Below are 22,517 nucleotides of genomic sequence, written 5' to 3'. Positions count from 1 at the left end.
TCTTAGGAGTTCAGCACGTTGGCGACGACGGCGAATCCTGCCGTCGTTAGCAGGGCGCAGGTCAGAGAGTTTTTCGAGCACCAGTTTTGCGCCGCGGTGTAGCCCTGGCCAACTACTGTCCAGAACTGGAAGCCTCCCTGATTTTGGATGGCAAGAACAGATTTTCCGTTCTTGAACAGACGATATAGCGCGCCGCACTTCTTCGGGTTCTTTCCCGTCCAGTCGTACGTTTTGGGTGCGCTGCCGGCATACGTGCAGGTAGCACGCGTGCCGGTCGCATCCTCACCTTCTTCGCCCTCTTCAGACTGAATCGTCATCGTTTTAGACGTGATCGAGCGCACCCCCGTCACCGGGATGCCGTTCACGGCCAAGAGGGTGTATCCCCCGTCGGCTTCGACCTCAGCAAGCGTCAGCGGGTGCACTTCTGGACCCTCAGCCGGTGCGGCGTTTGCAGACATACCCGACGCCAGCGTCAGGCCAGACGCCAACAAGAACGCCACTGTCATTGCCTTAATTCTGCCAATTCGCATGTGATGAATTCCTCCCAAAACACAGCCGGTAAATGGCTTCGCTGCCATCCGACTGAATAAGCCCTCCAAGCCGTTTCCATGCGCTCGTGACGACTTATCTCCCCCGTCAGAACGATCGTCCTGACGTGCCGAGTCTGTCTCTACCCCACAGGCCGCTGAAACTCCCATAGCGAGTGTCAGCCGAAAGTGGGACATTAGCGCGGGACCGCGTCTTCTGGCGAGGGGCGACAAATCTTGTGTGCGCCCGCAATCCAGTGCAACAGCCCGATCACGGTGAGCGCGCCTAGAGCGAGAGTCGAACCGGTGAACGGTCCAAAGCGGTGCCGGCGGTGCAGTCCCTGTGTTCATAAAGAGCCTTTTTGCCGGTCTGGCCCGTTCACCGTAGCTCGCTCCCGCGCCTGCGTTCTCAGATTCTCGGACGCGCCCTGACGGGCTTATTTCGCCCGAGAATCTGCGCACTACGGCACTCCCGCTCACTTCGTTTCTCTCTCGCCAGACAAGCAAAAAAATTGGTTGGCAGAGAAGGAGAGAGCAATGACAACCACACCCACAGCCCGGCCCACGGTCGAGGCAGCCACACAGAAATTCGTCGAGGCTTTCAGCGACGGAGACACCGCGCACACGATCGCAACGGAGATGACCTGCATCGAGGTCGACGCGTTCGCCGGGTTCCTGCGGGCGGTCGGAGCTGACGAGGCGGCCGCGGAATGGATTTTCGCGCATTCTGCGGGCGACGACGAGGGCGATCGCCACTACCGGGGCGGAGCTGCAGCATGAGCGCGCACCTGGTCGGCGCCGAGCACATCCACGCCATGATTCACGCAGCGCTCACCTATGGCGGAGGCGCGAACGGGAATCTGACCGTGGTTACGGATGATGAGCCGACGCCCTACAACGGCGTGCAGCAGAGCTTTGGCTGCAACGTGCGGGTTTTGCGCCGCGGCACCGAATCGGCGTTCGGCCAAATGCTGCTCGACGCCAACGCGGCCAGCGTGAACGCGCTTTACAAGGAGGATGAAGCCTACGTGTACACGTATCAGCGGCCCGAGCACTTCGACTGGGAACCGGTGGAAATTCTCGGCGCCATCGACGGCTACGAGTACCAGGCGTGCGAAACCTCCGACTGGATCACCAGCGAGGCCAAAGCGTTCTGCGACCGCCTCCGAAAGCTTGCAGAGTCGCACCTCCCCAACGCCAGCGACGCCCCGTGGACGAAGACATGCCACTGCACAAACGGTTAGCCGCTGAGAAACGCGCAAACCGGGCGTAGCCGCCCGAGCGGGGCCAACCACGCGTGTTGGCCCCGCTCCCCTCCCCCGCGCCTTGCCACCTCAGCGAGGTGCTGGCTTCCTCGTCGACATCTGCTGGCTCGGCCCAAAGTCAGGAAGTTACAGACTCTGTTACTGCCGAACACTGTTACCTACAGAGTCTGTTTGTGAATACATGCCCCCTCTCGTGCGTGGGTCGGGTCTGTAAGTTCGATAGTTCGTAAGTTCCGGACTCTGTACATCTGGAAGTCGAAAGAAACGCCTCGTCAGACTATGCGGGCGTGGCAACTTGATCACTCTGTAGGTTACGAAGTTTGTGACTAAGTAAGTCTGTAAGTCTGGCAGTTTGTGACTCACCGACTCTGTTAGTCGGAAATCCTCAAATTCAAGGGATCATAAAAACATGCGAATCGTAGCTCTCGTCGGTCAAAAAGGTGGCGTCGGAAAAACGACCACCACCATGAACCTCGCTGCCGTCATGGCAAAGCACAGCAGGGTCCTCGTCGTGGACGTAGACCCGCAGCGATCAACAACATGGTGGGCAGAGAACGCGGGGGAGAAGCTCCCTTTCGACTTCGCCGCGGACGTAGATCCAACCAACCTCAAACGTCTCCGCGAACTGCCTTACGACACGATCTTCGTCGACACACCTGGCTCCTTAGAGGACACCACGGTCCTCTCGGCGGTGCTTGATGCCGCAGACTTCGTGATCCTCCCGCTCAACCCGGAACCCCTGAACACTCCTGCAATGGTTCGAACTGTCCGTCAGCACATCGCACCCCGAGATCTCCCCCACCGCGTCTTGCTCAGCAAAATCGATCGCCGTCGCCCCGGACAGCTCGAGGACTGGGAACAGCTCGTCGACAACGGCTTGAAGCTCCCGCGCTTCAAGCACTACATCCGCCTCTACGCCGCTCACGCAGACGCACCACTCGAAGGCAAAGTCGTCACTCAGTACGCGGATACCCGCCAAAACGCCAACGCCATCTTTGACTACACCCACGTAGCAATGGAACTCATCTCACTCTGGGCCAACAACACCGACAAAGCAGGGAGCAAGTAATGCCACGCGCCGACCTCACCGCCATGCTCAACCGGCTCGACGACGACCCGCAGCCGACCCCTAAAGTCGAGCCCAGCGCACCGAAAACCCAGCAGTCCGGCAAGCCACGAACAAAAGCACCCACGCCCAGCAAGAGCGCCGCCAAGACTGCTGCAGCGACGCGGCCCGCATCAGCAAACGAACCGGCCATGGAAGCGCCTCTCTATCTCCGCCTCGAGAGAAAAGAAACACGCCTCCGCGTCGATCAATACGAGGCACTCACCGTCCACGCCCGCCGCCTCAACCGCGCAAAAGGGCCCGGGGGAGAGCGGATCACCGAAAACACACTCATCCGCGTAGCCATCGACCTTCTCCTGGCGAACGCAGAAAACCTATCCGGGTCCGACGAAGACGCCCTTCGTAACTCCGTTTCTCCGTAACTTACAGAGTCTGTCAGTCCGCAAATGCAACGCCGCTGAACGCGGGCGAGGGAGCAACCCCTCGCGCACCCCAGGCCGGCACGGAGGCCGGCACATGAACCGCTCCGCGGTGCAGGAAAGACTCTCTCCCTTTTTTGCACCTGTCTGGCCGGTCATCGTAGCTCCCTCCGTGCCTGCGTTCTCAGATTCTCGGACGCGCCCTCCGGGCTTATTTCGCCCGAGATTCTGCGCACTCCGACACTCCCGGTCGCAATCGATTTCTCTCGCCAGACAGGGCAAAAAAATTGTTCGTGGGGAAGGGGTAACACGATGAATGCGAAGGTCACGGTCTGGTGCAAATACTTTCTTGCAGTGAGCACTATCCATCAGTTCTCAGTTGCGGTGTAGCCCGGATCCAGTAGGGCTTCGACGCACAATCGTGAGAACCGTGCAGGAACCGTACGCCGGCAAGACCGGGGCCGCATCAGGGCTGGCCATCGACTCGCGACATGTCCAGGGTTCTGCGTCGTCACCGCGGCGGGCGAGGTCGACGCGATTTTCACACCGGATGCACTCCCGTAGCAGCCGAAGCTACGAACGACAGAGTCAGTCCTCGATGTCGCCTAGGTGCTCCCCGGCGAGAGCTCGCTGGACTAGCCGCGCATGTTCTGCGGACAACGGGAACTGGATCTCATCGCCGTCTGGGAAGTTCTCATCCCCGGCACTGACGCTCAGGAGGAAATCACCTCCCGGTTCTCGCAGCACGACGAGCATGCCACTCGTCAGTGAAGGCTCTCCGTCGATCGTGCTCACCGGCCAGGTCAGCGCGATTCGAATGAGTTCGTTGCTCGTCAAGATGCAGCTCGATTCTTGTTGTACCTACTTGTCAGTCAGGCTACCGAGCCGACCCGCGATCCAGAGTGGTCGCCGTGCGCCGATATGGTGCACACATGAAGCACCTGCACTATGGCTCGATCGCTATCGCCATCTCAGATCAGTTGGCCTCGACCTTCTAAACGGCAGCGCACGACTTCATGGTCGCGGGCCGCTCGGCAGTCTGGCCAGTCTCGGGCTATCGCGATGATCGGGATGAAATTTCGATTCAGCTGGCGGTCGGTCCTGGGATCGCGTTTGCGATCACCGACACTTGGCTCCCCGACGAGCGCGGACCTTCAAGACATGATGCGGACTCGATCGCTTACATAGATGGCGAGCACGAAGCCCTCGAGAAGGAGCAGTTGAGCGAGGCAGTCCGAAACGTGCTGGTGTATGGCCGGTTCGACAGGCGTTCAACGAATGATGCCGGAAGCTGGCGGTTCAGCGGGCATCCAGCCGTCACGGACGCACACGATCCTCAAGCCGCCGTGAGCTCCCTCAATCGCGAGGGAGTCGACGTCGTAAGCGTGACTGAAAGCGGCGCCCCGGGCGACTCAGCTTGGTCGAACTTCTACATCGTGGGGCGGTACGTCGACACTCCGCTGTGAGACACGGCGCGTTTCCGCCTCGAAAAAGACGCGATACCTACGGTGGATTTCAGGGCATCACGAGAGCAGCTCGACAAGGTCAGGGTCAGCGCAACACGCAGCGTTCGCGAGCATCTGCCAAACGTGATGAGTTTCTAGTCAGCACCCACGCAGTGCCGCCAGGCTGGGAAGGCGCGCCCACCCGCGTCGAGTAGATGCATCATTTGCAGCTTCGTTAACCCGGCGGATGGGACATAGGGTCCTGGGTCAGCATGTGGCGTAGGTGCGCAACCAGGGCAGCGGGTCGGTTGCGGAGGTGCCGTTTTGGAGGACTTCGAAGTGCAGGTGGGCTCCGAACGAACGACCGGTATCGCCGGTTCGTCCGATGTACTGGCCGACGCTGACCGTGTCGCCGGCCTCGAGCTGCCGTGAGTCGTATTCCATGTGGGCGTAGCGGCTGGAGACATTCTGGCCGTCGACAACGTGGTCGACGACGATGGTGACTCCGTACGCGCCGCCGTTGTCTGTGGCGACGCGGACAATTCCGTCGGCAATTGCTTGAATGTGGGCGCCGGCCCCGGGGATGAAGTCGGTTCCCTCATGGAGCCGGCCGTCACGCATCCCGAAGCCGTAGGTCATCGGCACGCCAACTGCGTAAGGCCATTGCACCGCGCAGTCCGGATTGTTGGTGAACACCGCGCTGGAGTAATTGGTGATGCCGACCGTTCCGGCAAGGTCTACGAGGGTAGCTGTGGAGTAGCCGTCGCGACTGACGACGGGGCTCGGTTGCGTCTGGGCGGGTGTGACGTAGGCCTGAATGTCTCCGCCGGGTACGCCGTCATCGGTGATGCTCGTGGGGGTGACGTGTTCGTGGAGGAGCGCTTCGGCGTCAACGGTCATCCCGACGGTCATCAAGGCCACGAGCCCCAACACGTGTGCGGAGAAAAACACGGCCCGAGTGCGAGAGTGCGCGGCGCCCTTCCGGGCCGTTTCGGTCGGCTGCTCGCGGGGTTCGGACAACGGTGGAGATGCGGGCGGCTCGGGTGCGGCAGGCGCTTTCGGTGTGAAGGAGAACAGGGGTGCCGCGTCATCGAACGGGTCTACCGGCGGCCTTGCATCAGGGCGCAGGTGCGTGGCTGCACCCGTTTCGGTGGATGTCTGGGTTCGTACGCGGGCTTGGCGTCGCGTCAAGACAGTATCGGGCTGTGAGGCTGTGCCGGTAGGGGCGATGGTGGGTGTGGGGGTACGCAATGGTGGAGTCTTTCGGGTGGGGTGTTAGCCGGGCAACAGGGTGAGTCCGCTGTCGTCGACGACGAGGATGTCGCCGGTATTGGTGACGGTGATTGCCTGCGCGGCTCGATGTACGGTTCCGACGTTGAGCCACTGAGTGGCGCCGGCGGTGCTGATCCAGATGGTGCCGTTGTTGTCGACGCCGATCAGTCGCTGGTTGTCGGGGGAAGAAGCGATCGGGTACAAGGTGGGCGCATCGGGCAGCGGAACGAACGATCTGCCCCCGTCCGTGCTGACCTGCGGTCCTTGTTGCGTGCTGGCCACGATGCGACCCGTCGCGTCGACGGCAAGACCGAACGCGAGGAGACCGGCGCCGGTGGGAGTCCACGTGGCGCCGAGGTCCGTGCTCGTCAGCAGCACGTTGTTATCCGTCGCCTGCCCATAAAGGGTCCCGTCAGGGCCGGCCGCCAGGGCGTGGAAGTCCTTCTCGCCGGTGAACGCGACCGGCTCCCAGGTGACACCGCCGTCCGGGCTACGGATGATGCCCAGGTTGCCTTCGCCCAGCTCGGTGGGGGTGCGAGCACCGGGGTGGCCGGAGGCGATGAGCTCCCCACCCACTGCGGTTAGACCCATCGCGTCCAGGTCATCCCGTCCGACGCGGGTGCCGAGCTGACCATCCGCGGTGGCGGTGTAGAGGCCGTCGTGCGTGCCGAGCAGAAAGCCGTCGCCGCCCGGGGCGGGCACGATGGCGTGCACGTGGGGCATCACGTCCGCATGGTCGGTGCCGGTGGAAGGCGGAACGGGCGCAGCGCAGCCCGTGAGAGACAGAGTGAAAAGCGCGACAAGGCTCGCTGTCGCGCGCAGGTGAATGCGCATACGCACCCTTTCGAGTCCGGGGTGAGGGACACCCGCGATGGGTGCCCCTCACCGGGTGCGTTAGAGCTGTGCGAGCAACTCCTGCATGGTGGCGATCTCCGCGGTCTGCGTCTCGACGATCGTCTGCGCCAAGGCGACCGCATCTGCGTTCTGGCCGTTATCGACTTCGTCCTGCGCCATTGTGACGGCACCTTCGTGGTGCATCGTCATCTGCTCGAGGAACAGGCGGGACGCCTCGGCGCCGGTCGCCGCGTCGAGGGATTGCATGTCCTCGTCGCTCATCATCCCGCCGCCGTGGTCCATGCCGTCCATGGAGTCGGTGTCGCTGTCCGCGCCCCACTCCTCCAGCCATCCCTGCAGCTGCTCGATCTCGGGCTGCTGAGCAGCTTTGATCTCTTCGGCCAGGGTGAGGACGCTCTCGTCGATGCCGTCTTTGGCGAGGATCATGTCGGCCATCTCGACGGCCTGCTGGTGATGCGGGATCATCATCTGCGCGAACATCACATCCGCGTCATTGAAATCCGCCATCGGCTCAGACGACGCGGAGCTGCCGCCGTGATCCATTCCCGGCATGGACTCCGAGCCGGATCCGGTCCCACCAGCGCAGCCGGCAAGAGTAAGGGCGGTGGCCAGGGCCAGTGCGGCGGTCGCCGCGGTACGAATTTTCATCAGGGTTCTCCAAAAGGGGTACGTGAAAGGGAGCGCCGGTCAAACGACCACGCGCATGTGCGAAGGAGCCACGGCGGGCGTCGCGGCTGCACGCATCACGTACGACTAATGCAGAGAGCAGTCAGAGAGGGAGGGTGAGAACCCGCGCCGCCGGGCGGTGCAGCCACGAGCGGTCCCGGGCGCGGGAACAGGGCGAGCCAGCGTTGCCCGTCGCGTGGCCGTGCCAGCAGCAGCACGATGGCCAGGAGAGCGAGAACGCACGCCATCGCGAGCATGTTGGAGTGGCCTGTACCGCAGTCAGCGCACGGCTCCTCTGCCGCGGTGGCAGGGTGGGAGTCACCGGCCGCAGCGCTGGAAGTGTCGGCGGTCATGGTGGTGTGGTGACCGGTCTCGACCGCGGTGTGGGTGTTGAGGGAGTGCATGGCCAACAGGCCCACGATGACCGCGCCGGTGAGAGCGATCAGCAGCAGCAGCGTTCGCGCCATAGAGCGGCCGGCACGCACGTGTTGCGTCAAAGCGATCAGTGACATGTCACCTCCCTCGTCCCTCCACGGTACGTCAACCCGCTTAGTTGCGGCGAATGACGGCTTCCGGGCTGAGGTCCAGCCTTCGCAGCAGCTGAGCGTTGAGGGCGACCACGATCGTGGACAGGGACATCAGAATCGCGCCCACTGACATTGGCAGCACGAACCCGATCGGGGCGAGCACTCCCGCGGCGAGGGGGACGGAGATCAGGTTGTAGCCGGCCGCCCACCACAGGTTCTGCGTCATCTTCCGGTAGCTGGCCCGGGACAGTTCGATCACCGAGACCACGGAGCGGGGGTCGTCGCTTGCGAGGATAACCCCGGCGGAGGCGATCGCTACATCGGTGCCGGCACCGATCGCGATACCGACGTCGGCCTGGGCAAGGGCGGGAGCATCGTTCACCCCGTCGCCGACCATCGCGACCTTCCGGCCCTCGCTTTGCAGCTGCTTCACTTTGGAGGCTTTGTCCTCCGGGCGAACCCCGGCGAAGAACCGCTCGATGCCGAGCTCCGCGGCCACGGACGCGGCGACCGCTTCCGCGTCCCCGGTGATCATCACCACCTGCACCCCGCGCCCTTGCAGCGCGGTGACCGCGTCTCGTGACTCGGCACGGATCTCGTCCGCGAGCCGCAACGCACCCGCCACCTTCCCGTCGATGAGGACGTGCAGGATGATCGCGCCTTCGTCGCGCCACTCGTCCGCGACAGGTAGCTCGGTGGCGCCTTCTTGCTCGAGCAGGTACGGCCCGCCGACCTGCACGGTCCGCCCGTCCACGAGCGCGCGGACGCCGACCGCGGGTGAGGACTCGAAGTCTGTGGCGCGAGGGACGGTGAGCTGCTTCTGTGTCGCGGCGTTCACGATCGCCCGGGCCAGGGGGTGTTCGGAGTCCGTTTCGGCGGCGGCGGCCAGCGCGAGCAGAGCGTCGGGGTCGGTGCCGTCGATCGGGGTGATGGCGGTAACGGCGGGGGTTCCTTTGGTGAGGGTGCCGGTCTTGTCGAACAGGACCGTGTTGACGGTGCGCATGCTCTCCAACGCCAACCGGTCTTTTACCAGCACACCGGCACGGGCCGCGCGCTCGGTGGCGATGGACACCACCAGCGGGATCGCCAACCCCAGTGCGTGCGGGCACGCGATCACCAACACGGTGATGGTCCGAACGACCGCATCGTCGGGGAACCCCAGCAGGGTCCACACGATCGCGGTGATCGCGGCGGCGCCCAGCGCGAACCAGAACAACCACCCTGCGGCACGGTCTGCGAGCCGTTGCGCCCGGGAGGAGGAGTTCTGCGCTTCGGTGACGAGCTTCTGAATCCCGGCGAGGGCGGTGTCCTCGCCCACCGCGGTGATCTCCACCCGGACACCGGAGTCGGTGGCTACAGTGCCGGCGATTACCGGGTCCCCGTCGCCGCGGCGTACCGGACGGGACTCGCCGGTGATCATCGACTCATCCATGCTCGCCGAGCCCTGCACGATCCGACCGTCCGCGGGTACACGCCCACCGGGGCGGACTACCACCACATCCCCGACCTGCAAGTCGGCAGGGGCGACGGTGAGGGTGCTGTCGCCGTCGACCTTCTCGGCCTCGTCGGGGAGGAGGGCTGCGAGGGAATCCAGGGCGGAGGTGGTTTGGGCGAGGGAGCGCATCTCGATCCAGTGGCCCAGGAGCATGATGACGATCAGCAGCGCCAGCTCCCACCAGAAGTCCAGCTCGTGATCCAGCAGCCCGAGGCTCGCGCCCCAGGATGCGACGAACGCGACCGTGATGGCCAGGGCGATCAGCAGCATCATCCCGGGCTTGCGGGCGCGCAGCTCGCTGACAGCGCCGGTAAGGAACGGGGCACCACCCCACACGTACATGGCCGTTCCGAGGATCGGGGACACCCACCCCACCCATGCCGCATCCGGCAGCGGGTACCCGATGATCATTGCGAACATCATCGAGAACCCGACGACCGGAACCGCGAGGACCAGCATGATCCAGAACAATCGGCGGAACCGGGCCACGTGGTCGCCGTGACCCGCGTGCCCACCATGGTCGGCGTGACCCTGGGCGGAGTGCCCGGCGGCGGGAGCCTTCTCGTCGTGGGTCATCGCCCCGTGCTGGTGCTCACCACGTGTCGTGGACTCGTGATCGTGGCTCATCTCCTCCTGGCCGTGGCCGGCGTGCGGGTCGGGGGTGGTGACGGGGGTGTGCTGGGGGTCGTGCTGGCTCATGATGAGTTCCTTCACTGTTGTCGGCCGCGGAAGCGCGGGTGCACGATGTCAGACCGGTTCGGGAATCGGGGTGTGCGCGGCGGCGATGGTCGATGAAGAGGGGGCGGGCGCGAATCGCCGCAGGCGGAGGCTGTTGGTGACGACGAAGACGGACGAGAACGCCATCGCCGCCCCGGCGACGAGCGGATTGAGCAGCCCGAGCATGGCGATCGGGATGGCCGCGACGTTGTATGCGAACGCCCAGAACAGGTTCCCCTTGATGGTGCCCAGGGTGCGGCGGGCCAGGCGGATCGCGTCGGCGACGACGAGCAGGTCGCCGGAGACGACGGTGATGTCGCTGGCTGCGATCGCCGCGTCCGTGCCACCGCCCATCGCCAAACCCAGGTCGGCGGCCGCGAGAGCAGCGGCATCGTTGACCCCGTCGCCGACCATCGCTACGACTCGACCCTCGCTCTGCAGCCGGCGGATGATGTCGAGCTTTCCTGCGGGCGTGACACCGGCGTGGACCTCGTCGATACCGATCGTGGATGCGATCTGCGCGGCGGCGCCGGCGTTGTCGCCGGTGAGCAGCACGGGGCGCAGCCCGAGCGCCCGGAATCGGCGGATCGCCTCAGCACTGGTGGGCTTGACCGTGTCAGCCACGGCGATCGCTCCCAGGTACTCGCCGTTGCGGGCGACCATGACGACGGTCGCCCCAGCGGTGGCGAGTGCCTCGGCATGCATGTGCGCGTCGGCCGGAGGGCGGATTCCCCACTGCTCCTGCACCCACGACGGACGCCCGGCCACGATGAGGGATCCGTCTACGACCCCCTGCACTCCGAACCCGGCGTGCGATGCGAAGGTTTCCGCGAGCGGCACAATGGGCGTGGCGGTGACGATGGCGCGGGCGACGGGATGCTCGGACCCGGCCTCGACGGCGGCGGCGGCGCGCAGGAGCTCGTCGCGCGTGATTCCGGGAGCCGGGAGGACGTCGGTGGCCGCCATGTGGCCGGTGGTGACGGTGCCGGTCTTGTCCAGCACGATGGTGTCAACCTTGCGGGTCTGCTCCAGCACCTGGGGTCCGCGGATGAGGATGCCCATCTGCGAACCGCGGCCGGTGCCTACCAGCAAGGCCGTCGGCGTTGCCAGTCCGAGAGCGCAGGGGCAGGCGATGATCAGCGTCGCGACGGCGGCGGTGAAGGCCAGCTCGACCGAGCCGCCTACGAGCAGCCATCCGGCGAACGCGGCGACCGCGAGCACGATGACGACGGGAACGAAGATGGCCGAGACCCGGTCGGCAAGGCGCTGTACCTGCGCCTTCCCGGTCTGGGCCTCCTCCATCAGACGACGCATCCGCGCCAGTTCTGTGTCGGCACCGACGCGCGTGATCTCGACCGTCAGGCGCCCTCCGACGTTGACGGTGGCCCCGACTACACGCGACCCCGCGGTGACTTCGACGGGAATGGACTCCCCGGTGAGCATGCTGGCATCGATGGCGGAGGACCCGTCGGTGACCAGCCCATCCGAGGGGATCTTCTCGCCGGGGCGGACCAGGACGAGATCGCCGACCGCGAGCTGCGACACCGGGACAGCCTGTTCGATGCCGTTGACCAGTTTCGTGGCGTTCTTCGCGCCCAACTCCAGCAGCGCCCGCAGCGCCTCGGAGGAAGACTTCTTCGCGCGAGCTTCGGCATACCGGCCGGCGAGGATGAACACCGTCACCAGTGCGGCGACCTCGAGGTAGATCTCGTGGCCTCCGGCTTGCGGGGCGCCGATGAGGGTGAAGGTCATGGTCATCCCGGCCATTCCGGCGCCGCCGAAGAACAGAGCGTACAGTGACCACCCGAACGCGGCGATCACTCCGAGGCTGATCAGCGTGTCCATCGTCGCGGCCCCGTGCCGGGCGTTGACCGCCGCGGCGCGGTGGAACGGCCACGCACCCCACACCGCGACCGGTGCGGTCAGGGTGAGAGCGAGCCACTGCCAGTAGGTGAACTGCAGTGCCGGAATCATCGACAGCACCGCGACAGGCAGTGCCAGGGCGGCGCTGATCAGCAGTCGACGCCGCAGCGCTACCAGCTCGGCATCCTCCGGCGGCTTCGCCTCGCTGTCAGTCGCGACGGGCGGCGCTGGGAGCGCGGCCTGATAGCCGGCCGATTCCACTGCGGAGATGAGGTCTGCGGTGTCGACGTCGGTTCCGCGGACGCGTGCCTTCTCGGTGGCGTAGTTCACCGTGGCTTCCACACCGGGAATCCTGTTCAGCTTGCGTTCGATTCGGGTGGCGCACGATGCGCACGTCATCCCGGTGATTTCGAGCTCGACGTCGACGTTGCTCATGCGGGACTGCTCACCAGGGTGTAGCCGGCGTCCTCGACGGCGGCCTGCACGGCCTCGGCATGGATCGGGGTGGCACTGCGGATCGTCACCCGCGACGCGCCACCGGCGTTCAGATCGACGGATACGTTCTGAACGCCATCGATGTCGGCGAGTTCCTCGGTGACGCTCATCACGCAGTGGGAGCAGGTCATGCCGGAGACCATGACCTCTTCAGTCACGGTGGCCGGGGTGGGCACCTCGGCCTCGGCGGGGGTGGATGCGGTGGCGCAGCACGAGCAGGCCGCCGCTGAGTCAGTCAGGCCAAGGTCGGTGCGGTCGTTCGCGGTCATTTTGAGTCCTCCAATAGGGGTGGGGTGGGTCAGGAACGGACGAGGCGAGCGATGGCCTCGTTGGCTTCACGGATCTTCTGCTCGGCTACGGGGCCGCCCTCGGCGCTGGCTTCCGCGACGCAGTGGGAGAGGTGGTCGCCGAGCAGCGATAGAGCCACCGTCTCGAGCGCCTTCGTCGCCGCCGACACCTGCGTGAGGATGTCGATGCAGTACTGGTCCTCATCCACCATCCGCGCGATCCCGCGCACCTGCCCTTCCGCGCGACGCAGCCGCTTCAGCAGGTCATCCTTGTTCGCCATGTAACCGTTCATCCTCATACCATACCCCCCCACGGTATAACCGCGCAAGCCGCTTCCCGGTCAGCGGATTCATCGACCCCTACATGCCGTATCATCTGCGTATGAGCGTAGATAAGCAGCAATGCGGGTACCGTGCCGACAGTTCGTATGTGGAGCTCGCGGTGGAGGTTTTCGGGATGCTGGCGGACGCCACCCGGGTACGGATCATCCTTGCGCTGCAGGACGCACCGGAGCTGTCCGTGAACAGCATCGCCGAGGCAGTCGACAAATCGCCGGCCGGGGTGTCCCAGCACCTCGCCAAACTGCGTCTCGCCCGGATCGTTGCGACCCGTCAAGAGGGCCAAAAGGTTTTCTACCGGCTGGAGAACGAGCATGCGTCGCGACTGGTCGCGGACGCCATCTTCCAAGCCGAGCACTCCTTGGGGGGCACTCCGCGCCACCACCACGCGGATCGGGTCAGCGAATGAACACCGGCCACGAGCACGAGAACACCCACCGGCACGCGCACGCTGAACATGATCACGCCCACGGTGATCACACGCACGGGCCTGGTGATCACAGTCACCCGACCGGATTCAAGGGCTTCTTGTACGGATTGTTCGTGCCGCACTCCCATGACGCCGCGGACTCGATCGACGATGCGATGGAAGCGAATAGCTCCGGCATCCGCGCGCTGAAGATCAGCCTCCTCATCCTGCTGGCAACCACCGTCCTCCAGGGTGTCGTGGTCGTCTTCAGCGGGTCCGTCGCCCTACTGGCGGACACGATCCATAACTTCTCCGACGCGCTTACTGCCGTCCCGCTCTGGGTCGCGTTCGTGCTGGGCCGCCGCACCGCGTCACGCCGCTACACATACGGTCTGGGCCGTGCGGAGGACCTCGCGGGCCTGTTCATCGTGTTCGTCGTAGCGCTGTCCGCGATCGTCGCCGCCTGGCAATCCATCGACCGCATCATCCACCCGCAGCCGATCGGGAACATCGGATGGGTCATCGCCGCAGGGATCATCGGCTTCCTCGGCAACGAGATCGTCGCCGTGTACCGGATCCGCGTCGGGCAGCGCATCGGCTCCGCAGCTCTGGTCGCAGACGGCATCCACGCACGCACCGACGGGTTCACCTCACTGGCCGTCGTTGCCGGCGGGGTTGGTGTCCTCCTCGGATTCCCTCTCGCCGATCCCATCGTCGGACTGATCATCTCTGCCGCGATCTTCATCCTCCTCATCGGCACCGTTCGCAGCGTCGGCCGCCGCCTGCTCGACGGCGTCGAACCCGAACTCGTCGACAAAGTCGCGCACGCGCTCGACCATGTCGAAGGTATCGAGCACGTCGATCGGATCCGCCTCCGCTGGAACGGGCATCGTCTGGAGGGCGACGCGGTTCTCACCGTTAATTCGAGGGCATCCCGACAGCAGCTTGACGAGGTCAGCGCCCAGGCAGCTCGCAGTGTTCGCGAACATCTGCCGAACGTAGATGAGTTCCTCGTGAGTACCCACGCGAGGCCGTCCGGTCGAGAAACCGCCACGCGCGTCGAGTAGTTGGATGCATCATTCGCAGTCTCAGTATGAGCAGCCAAGCCAAGCTGTCCGCGAGAACATGCGGGTACTTGTCTATAGCAAGCCGAACTGTCAGCAGTGCAAGATGACGTACCTGGCGCTCGAGCGGGCAGGGGTCGAATACGCCGTCGTGGACATCACAGAAAAACCCGAAGCGCTCCGCTACATCACCGAAGATCTCGGATACAGCCAGGCACCCGTCGTCGTCGACGAACACACAGACGAAAACCACTGGTCCGGCTTCCGCCCCGACAAGATCACCGCACTGGCCAAGTAGGGGAGGACTGACGATGAAACGACTCGCAGAAGCCCCAGAACTCGACGCCGCTGCAGACTTCCTCGAAGCCCACGGCCAGGCCGGCGGCCTCACAAAAGAACAGACCGTCCTGAGTGTCGCTCGTCTGCGCCAGGATGCCGACGAAGAACGCATGTGGGCAGATCGCAGGGAACGGAAACGCCTCTGGCGGGCCGAATACGGCACCGCTACCCAACAACTCGAAGCAATCAACAGGGGGAAAACATCATGAGCACCAGAACAATCACCGGACGACTCGCCGCCGACCCGGTCGTGCAAAAAGCCGGACGCATGGACATCACCAAATTCACCGTCATGGAAAACACCGGACGGTACCGGGCGGGGGAGTGGGTTCCAGATGACGCCGCCACCCCGCACCACATCGAAGCGAAGTTCGAGCTCGGCACCGCCGCCGCAGACCTCCACAAGGGCGACCTCGTGATCGTCGTCGGCTACGAACGCACCAACACCTGGACCAAAGACGGCGCAACCCAATACAAACGCGTCATAGAAGCCGACCAAATCGGCACCAGCATCACCAACGGGCGCGCCGGAACCCGGAACACCACGCAGGAAGCCCCTGACGCCGCCTCAGACGCTGTGGGATGGGAAGTGGCCCCTGTCGGGCAGGCCGCGAATCCTGACGCCCCCAGTAGTGGCTTCGTCGGCTACGGCGACGACATTGCAGCCCTCCTCGAGGAAGCTCGACTGGATCTCGCCGAAGCACAGGCCGGCGGCGACGAGCTGGCCATCAAGAAAGCGATGCGCGCCGTCGTGGATCTCGAAAAGGCCGAAGAGAACCGGATGCTTCCCTAAAGCAACACCCCGCCCGCGTAACCGCACACATCCCCCGGCTGACTCTCCCGGCCGGGGGATCGCACCACAAGGCGCTATCGCAGTCTGATGGGCCGGCAGTACGTTGACCGTGTCACCTCCCCCCCCATTGGTGGCATTCCGAGAGGCCCGACACCCCCTGCCGGGCCTCTTTTTTGTGCGACGTCGGGGCGTAGGGTGAGCGCACCTGCAGCACGCTGCTGGAGGTGGCCGGCGGTGGTTTGGGGCTCGCCGGTCGCCACCTCCTCCTCGAGCGGGGTTAGGCTCCGACGATGGGGGCACAAGCGGCGTGGCTTTTCGGACAGGGACTCATCCTGTTCACCGCCGCCACCGCCTGCCTGGTCGCAGCCGCCCGGATCTTCTTCATCCGCCAGGGCCCCGACCACGGCGTGAGAGCAGGGCTCTGGTTCGCAGCTGCATGGCTACTCACCCTGACGATCGTTACGCAGCTCGTTGGCATGGGGCCCGTGTAAACACTAATTCGAACATGTGTTCGAATCGGGTTATTCTGAGGCGATGGGGTCGAACCAACGCTACGCGGAGCACTACGACAAGCTCATGGAACGCCGCATCACCGAGGTTCTGATCCGCCGGAAACCCGTCACCCTGACCGACGCGGAGCTCGACACCGACAACGACCTCGTCGTGACACCGAAAGAGCCCATAAGCGTTCGCGCGTGGGCCTGCTACCCGGAAACGTCCGCACGCATCGAGGGTCGCGCGATCGCGTGGACCAGCCGCGCCGTGCACATTGAATGGACTGATGCCCAGGGCGCCACGCAACAGCCGTGGGTGTGGTCATCCGCCGTCGACAAGATCTAGGAACACCAATGCAATACGAACTCGCCCACCGCCTTCGCACCGATCAGCCGGGGGAGCGGATCGCCGTCGACGCAGCCACGAGCGGCGCCGCGGTCACAGCTGCTCGAGCGCAGATCCCCGAGGGCAATGTTCTGCTCTACGTGCGCGCTCTGAGCGCCGATCTGAGAGGCTAACCCGCATGAGTGGCCTACTGCCCACAGAAAACGAGCTCGACGTCGGAGAGCGCCACCCGCTCGCCCCGGTGGGCGTCGACGGGTTCATCCTCCGTGCTGGCGTCGACCGGTGGGAAGTGCACTTCGAAATCAGCGACGAACGCCGCACATGGGTGCAGCGCGGCCGCCCCGGTCAATGGGAAGTGTGGTCAGCCGCCGCCGTCCCGCCGATGATCGTCGACCGGTTCGAAACCGCGATCCTTGCCGCCGTGAAACGCATCCCGGAACGCCACGAGCTGCGGCGCCGGTTCGGTTCGACATAGAACCTCCGGGTTTTTAGAAGCCGGCCCAGTTAGTCCACTCGAGATCGCTCAGGATCTCACCTTCGATCTCGCTCACCCCTGGCTCAGAATTGGGCTCATCGTAAATCACGACGGACGATGTCGGTGTGATGAGCACACCGACGGGGCTCTGCTAAGGCATATAAAACGGCTATTAGGAACGGTCTCTTGAGCGTTCTGCGGCCGCTTTGATCCTCCGCCAATCGGCCGGGGCGAGGTTGGTGCTGAGCGGTCCCTGGATGGGATGTAAGCCTCGTTCAGCGTGGAAAATCTCGTAGTGATGCAGGTCTTGGACACTGCTCTGCCATAAATGGATCTTGGACTCATGGGTGAACGCGCCACGCAGGGAGGGCATCGCCTTCTTCTCTGTCACCCAGGTGTAGAGCGATTCTTTGATGACCTGGTAGTCGATCGCACGGGTTACACACGCTGCGACCCAATCGGCGAATTGAATGTTCGAGCTCAGTTTGCTGTCGACGTGCATCGGGGGTTCGATGATCCGTTGCATTTCCCGGTGTTCTGAGGCTCGACCGAGAATGTGACCGTACATAGTGGGGAGTCGTTCGGCTCGGGTCTTTTCATTGATCTGGTCGATCATGACCATCACGTTTGAACCGTGAGCGTCGGCATACCGGGCGATTCGATTTAGTGTTTCGCGCATGGCCAATGTTTCCCGGGCAGCCGGCTCGACTTTGGTTTGTTTCTCCGTGCCCAATGGTTTTTCGTCGGCGTAGTAGAAGAGATGCCCGCCGAGGTTACGCACCTGCTTGACGAGCCCGTCGAACACTCGCAGTTGATGGGGGTAGGCGCGATAGGTTTCTGGTCGAAATATGCTCGCGCCTTTTTTCTCCCATCGACCCGGGTGCTCAGCGCCTTCCATCTCCGTACGAAACAGAGCGTGCTTATCGGTTGTGAACAGGGCACCGAAGCGGCGCGCGTTCGCCTCGGGGATGATGAAGCCGGCGTACCCAAACGCGGGGCTGGTGTTGAAGCGGGGATGATCCCGGCTTACGAACGCCCCCGTTTCACCAATCTCGTCGATGTAGGCAAGTAGCACAGGGACCAGTATGTCTCGCTAACGCAGAAACCCACGCCTAGGCGTGGGTTTCTCGAATTGGCGCTCGGGGAACTGTTTCATCCCTAGCTACCAGAAGCGATGGTACTCGATGAGATGGGCCAGTTCAACAGTCGTAATAGCAAGCTGGGAGGTTGCGGTTAGCAGGTAGAGAGTTAGTGGAGGCGGCGGACCGGGATGGCACGTTGTGTGCCGGCGACCAGCATCTTGCCGTTAGAGATCTCGACTTTTGGTTGATAGGCGTAGTGATATTCATAGTGGTACTGGTCTTGCCGCCACACCGAGCCATCACTGAGCTCAACGATTGTGTCGCCCGTCCAACCTGACCAGGAGCCTTTGATGTAGAGATTCACTTGTGGCCTCTCAATCCGCGTTGCTCGTAACCTGCTTTGACGCTACATCGAGCCTCCGACATCGCTCACCGGCAGCAGGATTGCCCCTCGCTCGTTGAGACCGAGGTGTTGACCTCTGGTGCAGTTGTGGAGCAGACGCCGGTTTCGGGGAGTTCGAGCTGGACCATGCGTGCCGCCGCATGATTTCCGGCGAGTTCGTCGGCGATGGAGCGCACCTGCTCGTACCCGGTGAGGAGCAGGAAGGTGGGCGCCCTGCCGTAGCTCTTCATCCCGGCGATGAAGAAGTTCGGCTCCGGATGGCTGAGTTCTGCGACACCGTGCGGATAGACGGTTCCGCACGAATGCAGGTTCGGATCGATCAGCGGTGCCAGTTGGCGGGGCGCCTCAACGATCTCATCCAGGGACAACCGAATCTCTCGCAGCATGTCGAGGTCGGGCCGGAAGCCTGTGGCATTCACGACGACGTCGGCGTGCAGTGTCGTGCTTTCGCCGCGGCGTCGACCAACGAGCTCAACACCCCCACCGTGAGCTTCTTGAACGTCATCGATTTCGAACCGGTCGACCAGAGTGACTGTGCCTGCTCGGACGAGATCGTGCACAGCGCTGCCGAGTTGGCCGCGCCCTTCGAGCTGATCGGCGGAGGAGCCGTAGACACGCACCGGGCTGGTGCTGCGAATCGCCCAGGTGATCGTCGTGCCCGGTTCGGATTCCGACAGAGCGGCGAGTTTCAGCAGTGTGTTCGCTGCCGAGTGACCGGCGCCCACCACAACGGTGTGCCGGCGAGCGAACCGTTCCTTGTCCACCCCAAGAACGTTCGGCAGCGCATGACTTATAGCTGCCGAGACGTTTTGGCTGGCGGCGGGCGCTAAGCCGGAGGAGGCGAGCGGGTTGGGTGTCGTGTAGGTGCCTGAGGTGTCGATGACGGCCCGTGCGGTTGCGCTCCGGGTTTCACCGTCGTGATCGAGACGCAGAAGGAACGGGGTGTCGGCTCGGCCGGTTGAGCGGGTGCGGTCCATTCCCTCCCGCGAGACGGCAGCCACCCGGGTTCGGTAGCTGATCCGTGGGGCGAGTGCGGGGGTGTTCGCTAATGGTTCAAGGTACTCGCGGACGAGGTCGGAACCATAGGGTAGCTTCTTGGCGGGCGGAGCATCCCAACCGGCTTGATCGAGAAGGCGTCCGGCGGCCTCGTCGACCAGGTATTCCCACGGTGAGAACAGGCGGGTGTGGCCCCACGCTCTGACGGCGGTGCCCACTGTCGGGCCGGCTTCGTAGATGACGACGTCGATGCCGCGTTCAAGCAGCTGCGCGGCAGCGGCAAGGCCGACAGGCCCGGCGCCGATGATCGCGACGGGGAGCCCCGTGACGCGTGACGCGGTGGTGCGGGGTGGGACGGTGAGGGTGAGGCTCATCAGGGTGCCTTCCGTTACGCGGTGACGGGTGCGTCGAGGTTCGCGGTTAGTTGCTGCGGGTAGGTGGCCAGGCCGTGAGAGGCGAGGTAGTGTTCGGCATCTTCGGCTGCCGCGCATCCGGTGCCGGCTGCGGTGATTGCTTGGCGGTATCTTTTGTCCACGAGGTCGCCGGCTGCGAACACACCCGGGATGTTGGTGAACGTCGTCGGGTGGTCGACCAGCACGTAGCCTTCGCTATCCGTGTCGATCTGTCCTCGGACGAGCTCACTGCGGGGGTCGTGCCCGATCGCGATGAACAACCCGGTCGCATCCAGGTCGGATTCAGCACCGGTGATGGTGTCTTTCACGGTGACGCTGGTGACTTTCTCGGCACCGTTGACGGCGATGATTTCGCAGTTCCACCGCATCTGCAGCCCCGGGGTGGCGAACGCGCGGTCCTGCATGATTTTCGACGCCCGCAGGGTGTCGCGGCGGTGCACCAGTGTGACGCTGCGCGCGAAGCGGGTGAGGAACATGGCTTCCTCGAGGGCGGAATCGCCGCCGCCGGCTACGACGACGTCTTGGCCGCGGAAGAAGAACCCGTCGCAGGTCGCGCACCAGGAGACACCATGGCCGGTGAGGCGTTGTTCTCCGTCGACGCCGAGCTTCCGATACGCCGACCCCATCGCTAGCACCACCGCGTGCGCCTGGAACACGGTGCCGGACCCGGTGGTCACCGTCTTCACCGGGCTGGCGAGGTCGAGGTGGGTGGCGTCGTCAGAGATCACCCGGGCGCCGAACCGTTCGGCTTGTTCCCGCATGTTCTCCATCAGCTCGGGGCCCATGATCCCGGCAGGGAAACCGGGGAAGTTCTCAACCTCGGTGGTGTTCACGAGAGCGCCGCCAGCTTCGACCGATGAGGTCAGGACGATCGGGTTCAGGCCCGCACGGGCCAGATAGATCGCGGCCGTGTAACCGGAGGGTCCGGAGCCGACGACGACAACGTTTTCGGTGGTCATGCGGGGAGCCCTTTCGACTCGATGCCGAGGGTGCGAAGGAGCGCTTCGACGTGTTTGCGGACGTCGTCGCGCACCAGACGGACCTTCTCGATCGGGAGGTCGGCGGGGTCGGTGAGGTGCCAATCCTGGTAGGTCTTCCCGGGGTAGATGGGGCATGCGTCGCCGCAACCCATCGTGATGACGATGTCGGCGGCTTGTACGACGTCGTCGGTCAGAGGTTTCGGGAACGCTTCTGACAGGTCCAAACCAAGTTCCTGCATCGCCTGTCCGACGAGCGGGTGCAGGTCTCGGGCGGGCGCGGAACCGGCCGAACGCACGTGAACGTTTCCACCGGAGAGAGCGTAGGTGAAGACCGCGGCCATCTGCGAGCGGCCCGCGTTCTGCTCACACACGAACAGCACTTCCGGGACCGCGCGTTCGATGGTGCCGGTGGCCTGGCCAAGGGCGGTGAGGCGTTCGGCCGCGAACCGGGTGGCGTGCATCGCGAGGTGCGCGTGCACTCGGGAGGTGCGAAGAAGTGCCGTGTAGGACTCCAACACGCACCGTTCGATCGTTTCCGCGCTGAAGGTTCCCGCGAATCGGGACACCAGGTCGGCGGCGGACCGTTTCAATGCCTCTTCGGGGAACGCGAGGCCGGGTAGGCCCCGTCTGGTGTTCAGCTCGCTCATGAGTGTGCTCTCTTGTCCTAAAAGGGGTTGTTACGCGGGGATGATTTCGGCGAGAAGCGCCTGGATGCGCGCTTTGATGTCGTCGCGGATCGGGCGGACGTCTTCGATGCCGCGGCCGGCGGGGTCGGTGAGTTCCCAGTCCTCGTAGCGCTTGCCGGGGAAGATCGGGCAGGCGTCGCCGCATCCCATCGTGATCACGACGTCGGAGTCGCGGACAGCTTCGGTGGTGAGAACCTTAGGCTGGTTTCCGGCGATATCGATTCCCTCTTCGGCCATGGCTTGAATGGCAATCGGGTTGATTTGGTCTTTGGGTTCGCTGCCGGCAGAGAGCACCTGGACGCGGTCGCCAGCGAGGTGCTGCATGTAGCCGGCTGCCATCTGCGAGCGGCCGGCGTTGTGGACGCACACGAACAGGACGGTGGGCTTCTCGGTCATGATCTTTTCCTTCTCGGGTAATGGTTAGACGCGCTCGGAGATACGCGGTGCGGGTCGATTCGTTGGGAAGATGCGGGGGCGTAGCCACAGCGACAGGTAGACGAGGGCGACGAGGGCTGGAACTTCGATGAGGGGGCCGACGATCCCCGCGAGAGCTTGCCCGCTGGTCGCTCCGAACGTGCCGACGGCGACAGCGATCGCTAGCTCAAAGTTGTTGCCCGCTGCCGTGAACGCGAGCGTTGCAGTGCGTTCATAAGCCAGACCGATGAGTTTGCCGGCGAAGAACGCGACCAGGAACGTGACCGCGAAATATACCAGCAGCGGCAACGCGATGCGCACGACGTCAAGCGGCCGGTCGATGACCTGTTGCCCCTGTAGCGCGAACAGCATGACGATCGTAAAC

At 64.2% G+C, this 22,517-nt stretch carries 29 protein-coding genes; 12 read left to right on the top strand and 17 right to left on the bottom strand.

Features of this window, described 5'->3' with window-relative positions; translation table 11 throughout:
- Window positions 1-2: 2 nt before the first annotated feature.
- On the bottom strand, window positions 3-506 hold the full coding sequence (locus tag ACZ6IE_RS14835) for a hypothetical protein (RefSeq protein ID WP_464608679.1): 504 nt from the start codon (window positions 504-506) through the stop codon (window positions 3-5).
- A gap of 558 nt (window positions 507-1,064) precedes the next feature.
- Here ACZ6IE_RS14835 and ACZ6IE_RS14830 point away from each other — a divergent pair.
- The 4 genes from ACZ6IE_RS14830 (at window position 1,065) to ACZ6IE_RS14815 (ending at window position 3,280) form a co-directional block, all read left to right on the top strand.
- Entirely contained in the window at window positions 1,065-1,307 is a 243-nt protein-coding gene (locus ACZ6IE_RS14830; protein WP_464608678.1) for a hypothetical protein, read from the top strand.
- Complete coding sequence (locus ACZ6IE_RS14825) at window positions 1,304-1,771, top strand: hypothetical protein (protein WP_464608677.1); 468 nt, start codon at window positions 1,304-1,306, stop codon at window positions 1,769-1,771. Before ACZ6IE_RS14830 ends, ACZ6IE_RS14825 begins: the two co-directional genes overlap by 4 nt.
- 430 nt (window positions 1,772-2,201) lie before the next feature.
- Complete coding sequence (locus ACZ6IE_RS14820; protein ID WP_464608676.1) at window positions 2,202-2,861, top strand: ParA family protein; 660 nt, start codon at window positions 2,202-2,204, stop codon at window positions 2,859-2,861.
- Entirely contained in the window at window positions 2,861-3,280 is a 420-nt protein-coding gene (locus tag ACZ6IE_RS14815; protein WP_464608675.1) for a hypothetical protein, read from the top strand. Before ACZ6IE_RS14820 ends, ACZ6IE_RS14815 begins: the two co-directional genes overlap by 1 nt.
- A 585-nt stretch (window positions 3,281-3,865) precedes the next feature.
- On the opposite strand, the gene ACZ6IE_RS14810 is transcribed toward ACZ6IE_RS14815, so the two are convergent.
- The 9 genes from ACZ6IE_RS14810 to ACZ6IE_RS14770 all read right to left on the bottom strand — a co-directional run bounded on the left by ACZ6IE_RS14810 (window position 3,866) and on the right by ACZ6IE_RS14770 (window position 13,192).
- The gene (locus ACZ6IE_RS14810; protein WP_464608674.1) at window positions 3,866-4,114 is read right to left on the bottom strand and encodes a hypothetical protein; all 249 of its coding nucleotides are present in this window, start codon (window positions 4,112-4,114) and stop codon (window positions 3,866-3,868) included.
- A gap of 875 nt (window positions 4,115-4,989) precedes the next feature.
- A complete protein-coding gene (locus ACZ6IE_RS14805; protein WP_464608673.1) occupies window positions 4,990-5,622 on the bottom strand; it encodes a M23 family metallopeptidase in 633 nt (210 codons plus the stop codon).
- A gap of 375 nt (window positions 5,623-5,997) precedes the next feature.
- Window positions 5,998-6,717, bottom strand: a complete 720-nt coding sequence (locus tag ACZ6IE_RS14800) for a F510_1955 family glycosylhydrolase (RefSeq protein WP_464608746.1) — start codon at window positions 6,715-6,717, stop codon at window positions 5,998-6,000.
- A 171-nt stretch (window positions 6,718-6,888) separates the two neighbouring features.
- Complete coding sequence (locus ACZ6IE_RS14795) at window positions 6,889-7,497, bottom strand: DUF305 domain-containing protein (protein ID WP_464608672.1); 609 nt, start codon at window positions 7,495-7,497, stop codon at window positions 6,889-6,891.
- A 95-nt stretch (window positions 7,498-7,592) separates the two neighbouring features.
- Window positions 7,593-8,027 carry a DUF6153 family protein gene (locus tag ACZ6IE_RS14790; protein WP_464608671.1) on the bottom strand — a complete coding sequence of 145 codons (435 nt, stop codon included), beginning with the start codon at window positions 8,025-8,027 and terminating at the stop codon, window positions 7,593-7,595.
- A gap of 37 nt (window positions 8,028-8,064) precedes the next feature.
- Window positions 8,065-10,113, bottom strand: coding sequence for a heavy metal translocating P-type ATPase (locus ACZ6IE_RS14785; protein WP_464608745.1), 2,049 nt, complete (start codon window positions 10,111-10,113; stop codon window positions 8,065-8,067).
- A 171-nt stretch (window positions 10,114-10,284) separates the two neighbouring features.
- Window positions 10,285-12,552: a heavy metal translocating P-type ATPase gene (locus ACZ6IE_RS14780; protein ID WP_464608670.1), complete on the bottom strand. Its 2,268-nt coding sequence runs from the start codon at window positions 12,550-12,552 to the stop codon at window positions 10,285-10,287.
- Complete coding sequence (locus ACZ6IE_RS14775) at window positions 12,549-12,881, bottom strand: heavy-metal-associated domain-containing protein (RefSeq protein ID WP_464608669.1); 333 nt, start codon at window positions 12,879-12,881, stop codon at window positions 12,549-12,551. Before ACZ6IE_RS14775 ends, ACZ6IE_RS14780 begins: the two co-directional genes overlap by 4 nt.
- A 29-nt stretch (window positions 12,882-12,910) precedes the next feature.
- Complete coding sequence (locus tag ACZ6IE_RS14770) at window positions 12,911-13,192, bottom strand: metal-sensitive transcriptional regulator (RefSeq protein WP_407174135.1); 282 nt, start codon at window positions 13,190-13,192, stop codon at window positions 12,911-12,913.
- 89 nt (window positions 13,193-13,281) lie between these two features.
- Here ACZ6IE_RS14770 and ACZ6IE_RS14765 point away from each other — a divergent pair, with 89 nt between their 5' ends.
- The 8 genes from ACZ6IE_RS14765 to ACZ6IE_RS14730 all read left to right on the top strand — a co-directional run bounded on the left by ACZ6IE_RS14765 (window position 13,282) and on the right by ACZ6IE_RS14730 (window position 17,158).
- Complete coding sequence (locus ACZ6IE_RS14765) at window positions 13,282-13,647, top strand: ArsR/SmtB family transcription factor (RefSeq protein ID WP_464608668.1); 366 nt, start codon at window positions 13,282-13,284, stop codon at window positions 13,645-13,647.
- Window positions 13,644-14,714 carry a cation diffusion facilitator family transporter gene (locus tag ACZ6IE_RS14760; RefSeq protein WP_464608667.1) on the top strand — a complete coding sequence of 357 codons (1,071 nt, stop codon included), beginning with the start codon at window positions 13,644-13,646 and terminating at the stop codon, window positions 14,712-14,714. Before ACZ6IE_RS14765 ends, ACZ6IE_RS14760 begins: the two co-directional genes overlap by 4 nt.
- 58 nt (window positions 14,715-14,772) lie before the next feature.
- Entirely contained in the window at window positions 14,773-15,009 is a 237-nt protein-coding gene (gene nrdH / locus ACZ6IE_RS14755; RefSeq protein WP_464608744.1) for a glutaredoxin-like protein NrdH, read from the top strand.
- Window positions 15,010-15,022: 13 nt separating this feature from the next.
- Window positions 15,023-15,259, top strand: coding sequence for a hypothetical protein (locus ACZ6IE_RS14750; RefSeq protein WP_464608666.1), 237 nt, complete (start codon window positions 15,023-15,025; stop codon window positions 15,257-15,259).
- Window positions 15,256-15,843: a single-stranded DNA-binding protein gene (locus ACZ6IE_RS14745; protein WP_464608665.1), complete on the top strand. Its 588-nt coding sequence runs from the start codon at window positions 15,256-15,258 to the stop codon at window positions 15,841-15,843. The genes ACZ6IE_RS14750 and ACZ6IE_RS14745 overlap by 4 nt, the downstream gene beginning before the upstream one ends.
- 534 nt (window positions 15,844-16,377) lie before the next feature.
- Complete coding sequence (locus ACZ6IE_RS14740) at window positions 16,378-16,683, top strand: hypothetical protein (protein WP_464608664.1); 306 nt, start codon at window positions 16,378-16,380, stop codon at window positions 16,681-16,683.
- 8 nt (window positions 16,684-16,691) lie between these two features.
- Window positions 16,692-16,856, top strand: coding sequence for a hypothetical protein (locus tag ACZ6IE_RS14735; protein WP_464608663.1), 165 nt, complete (start codon window positions 16,692-16,694; stop codon window positions 16,854-16,856).
- A gap of 5 nt (window positions 16,857-16,861) precedes the next feature.
- Window positions 16,862-17,158, top strand: coding sequence for a hypothetical protein (locus ACZ6IE_RS14730; RefSeq protein WP_464608662.1), 297 nt, complete (start codon window positions 16,862-16,864; stop codon window positions 17,156-17,158).
- A 172-nt stretch (window positions 17,159-17,330) separates the two neighbouring features.
- On the opposite strand, the gene ACZ6IE_RS14725 is transcribed toward ACZ6IE_RS14730, so the two are convergent.
- The 7 genes from ACZ6IE_RS14725 to ACZ6IE_RS14695 form a co-directional block, all read right to left on the bottom strand.
- Window positions 17,331-18,233, bottom strand: coding sequence for a DUF3800 domain-containing protein (locus tag ACZ6IE_RS14725; protein WP_464608661.1), 903 nt, complete (start codon window positions 18,231-18,233; stop codon window positions 17,331-17,333).
- 173 nt (window positions 18,234-18,406) lie between these two features.
- Window positions 18,407-18,604: a hypothetical protein gene (locus ACZ6IE_RS14720; protein WP_464608660.1), complete on the bottom strand. Its 198-nt coding sequence runs from the start codon at window positions 18,602-18,604 to the stop codon at window positions 18,407-18,409.
- 65 nt (window positions 18,605-18,669) lie between these two features.
- Window positions 18,670-20,013, bottom strand: coding sequence for an FAD-dependent oxidoreductase (locus ACZ6IE_RS14715; RefSeq protein WP_464608659.1), 1,344 nt, complete (start codon window positions 20,011-20,013; stop codon window positions 18,670-18,672).
- Between the two features lie 14 nt (window positions 20,014-20,027).
- Window positions 20,028-21,011, bottom strand: a complete 984-nt coding sequence (gene trxB / locus ACZ6IE_RS14710; protein ID WP_464608658.1) for a thioredoxin-disulfide reductase — start codon at window positions 21,009-21,011, stop codon at window positions 20,028-20,030.
- A complete protein-coding gene (locus ACZ6IE_RS14705; RefSeq protein WP_464608657.1) occupies window positions 21,008-21,679 on the bottom strand; it encodes an arsenate reductase ArsC in 672 nt (223 codons plus the stop codon). Before ACZ6IE_RS14705 ends, trxB begins: the two co-directional genes overlap by 4 nt.
- Before the next feature lie 30 nt (window positions 21,680-21,709).
- Window positions 21,710-22,114 carry an arsenate reductase ArsC gene (locus tag ACZ6IE_RS14700; protein ID WP_464608656.1) on the bottom strand — a complete coding sequence of 135 codons (405 nt, stop codon included), beginning with the start codon at window positions 22,112-22,114 and terminating at the stop codon, window positions 21,710-21,712.
- Between the two features lie 24 nt (window positions 22,115-22,138).
- Window positions 22,139-22,517, bottom strand: a 379-nt coding sequence (locus tag ACZ6IE_RS14695; RefSeq protein ID WP_464608655.1) for an arsenic resistance protein, incomplete at its 5' end; no start/stop codon positions are given.

This window comes from Okibacterium sp. AC114 (assembly GCF_979253355.1).
Note: the sequence above shows the minus strand (reverse complement) of the source record. Positions and strands in the feature narration are given on the sequence as shown.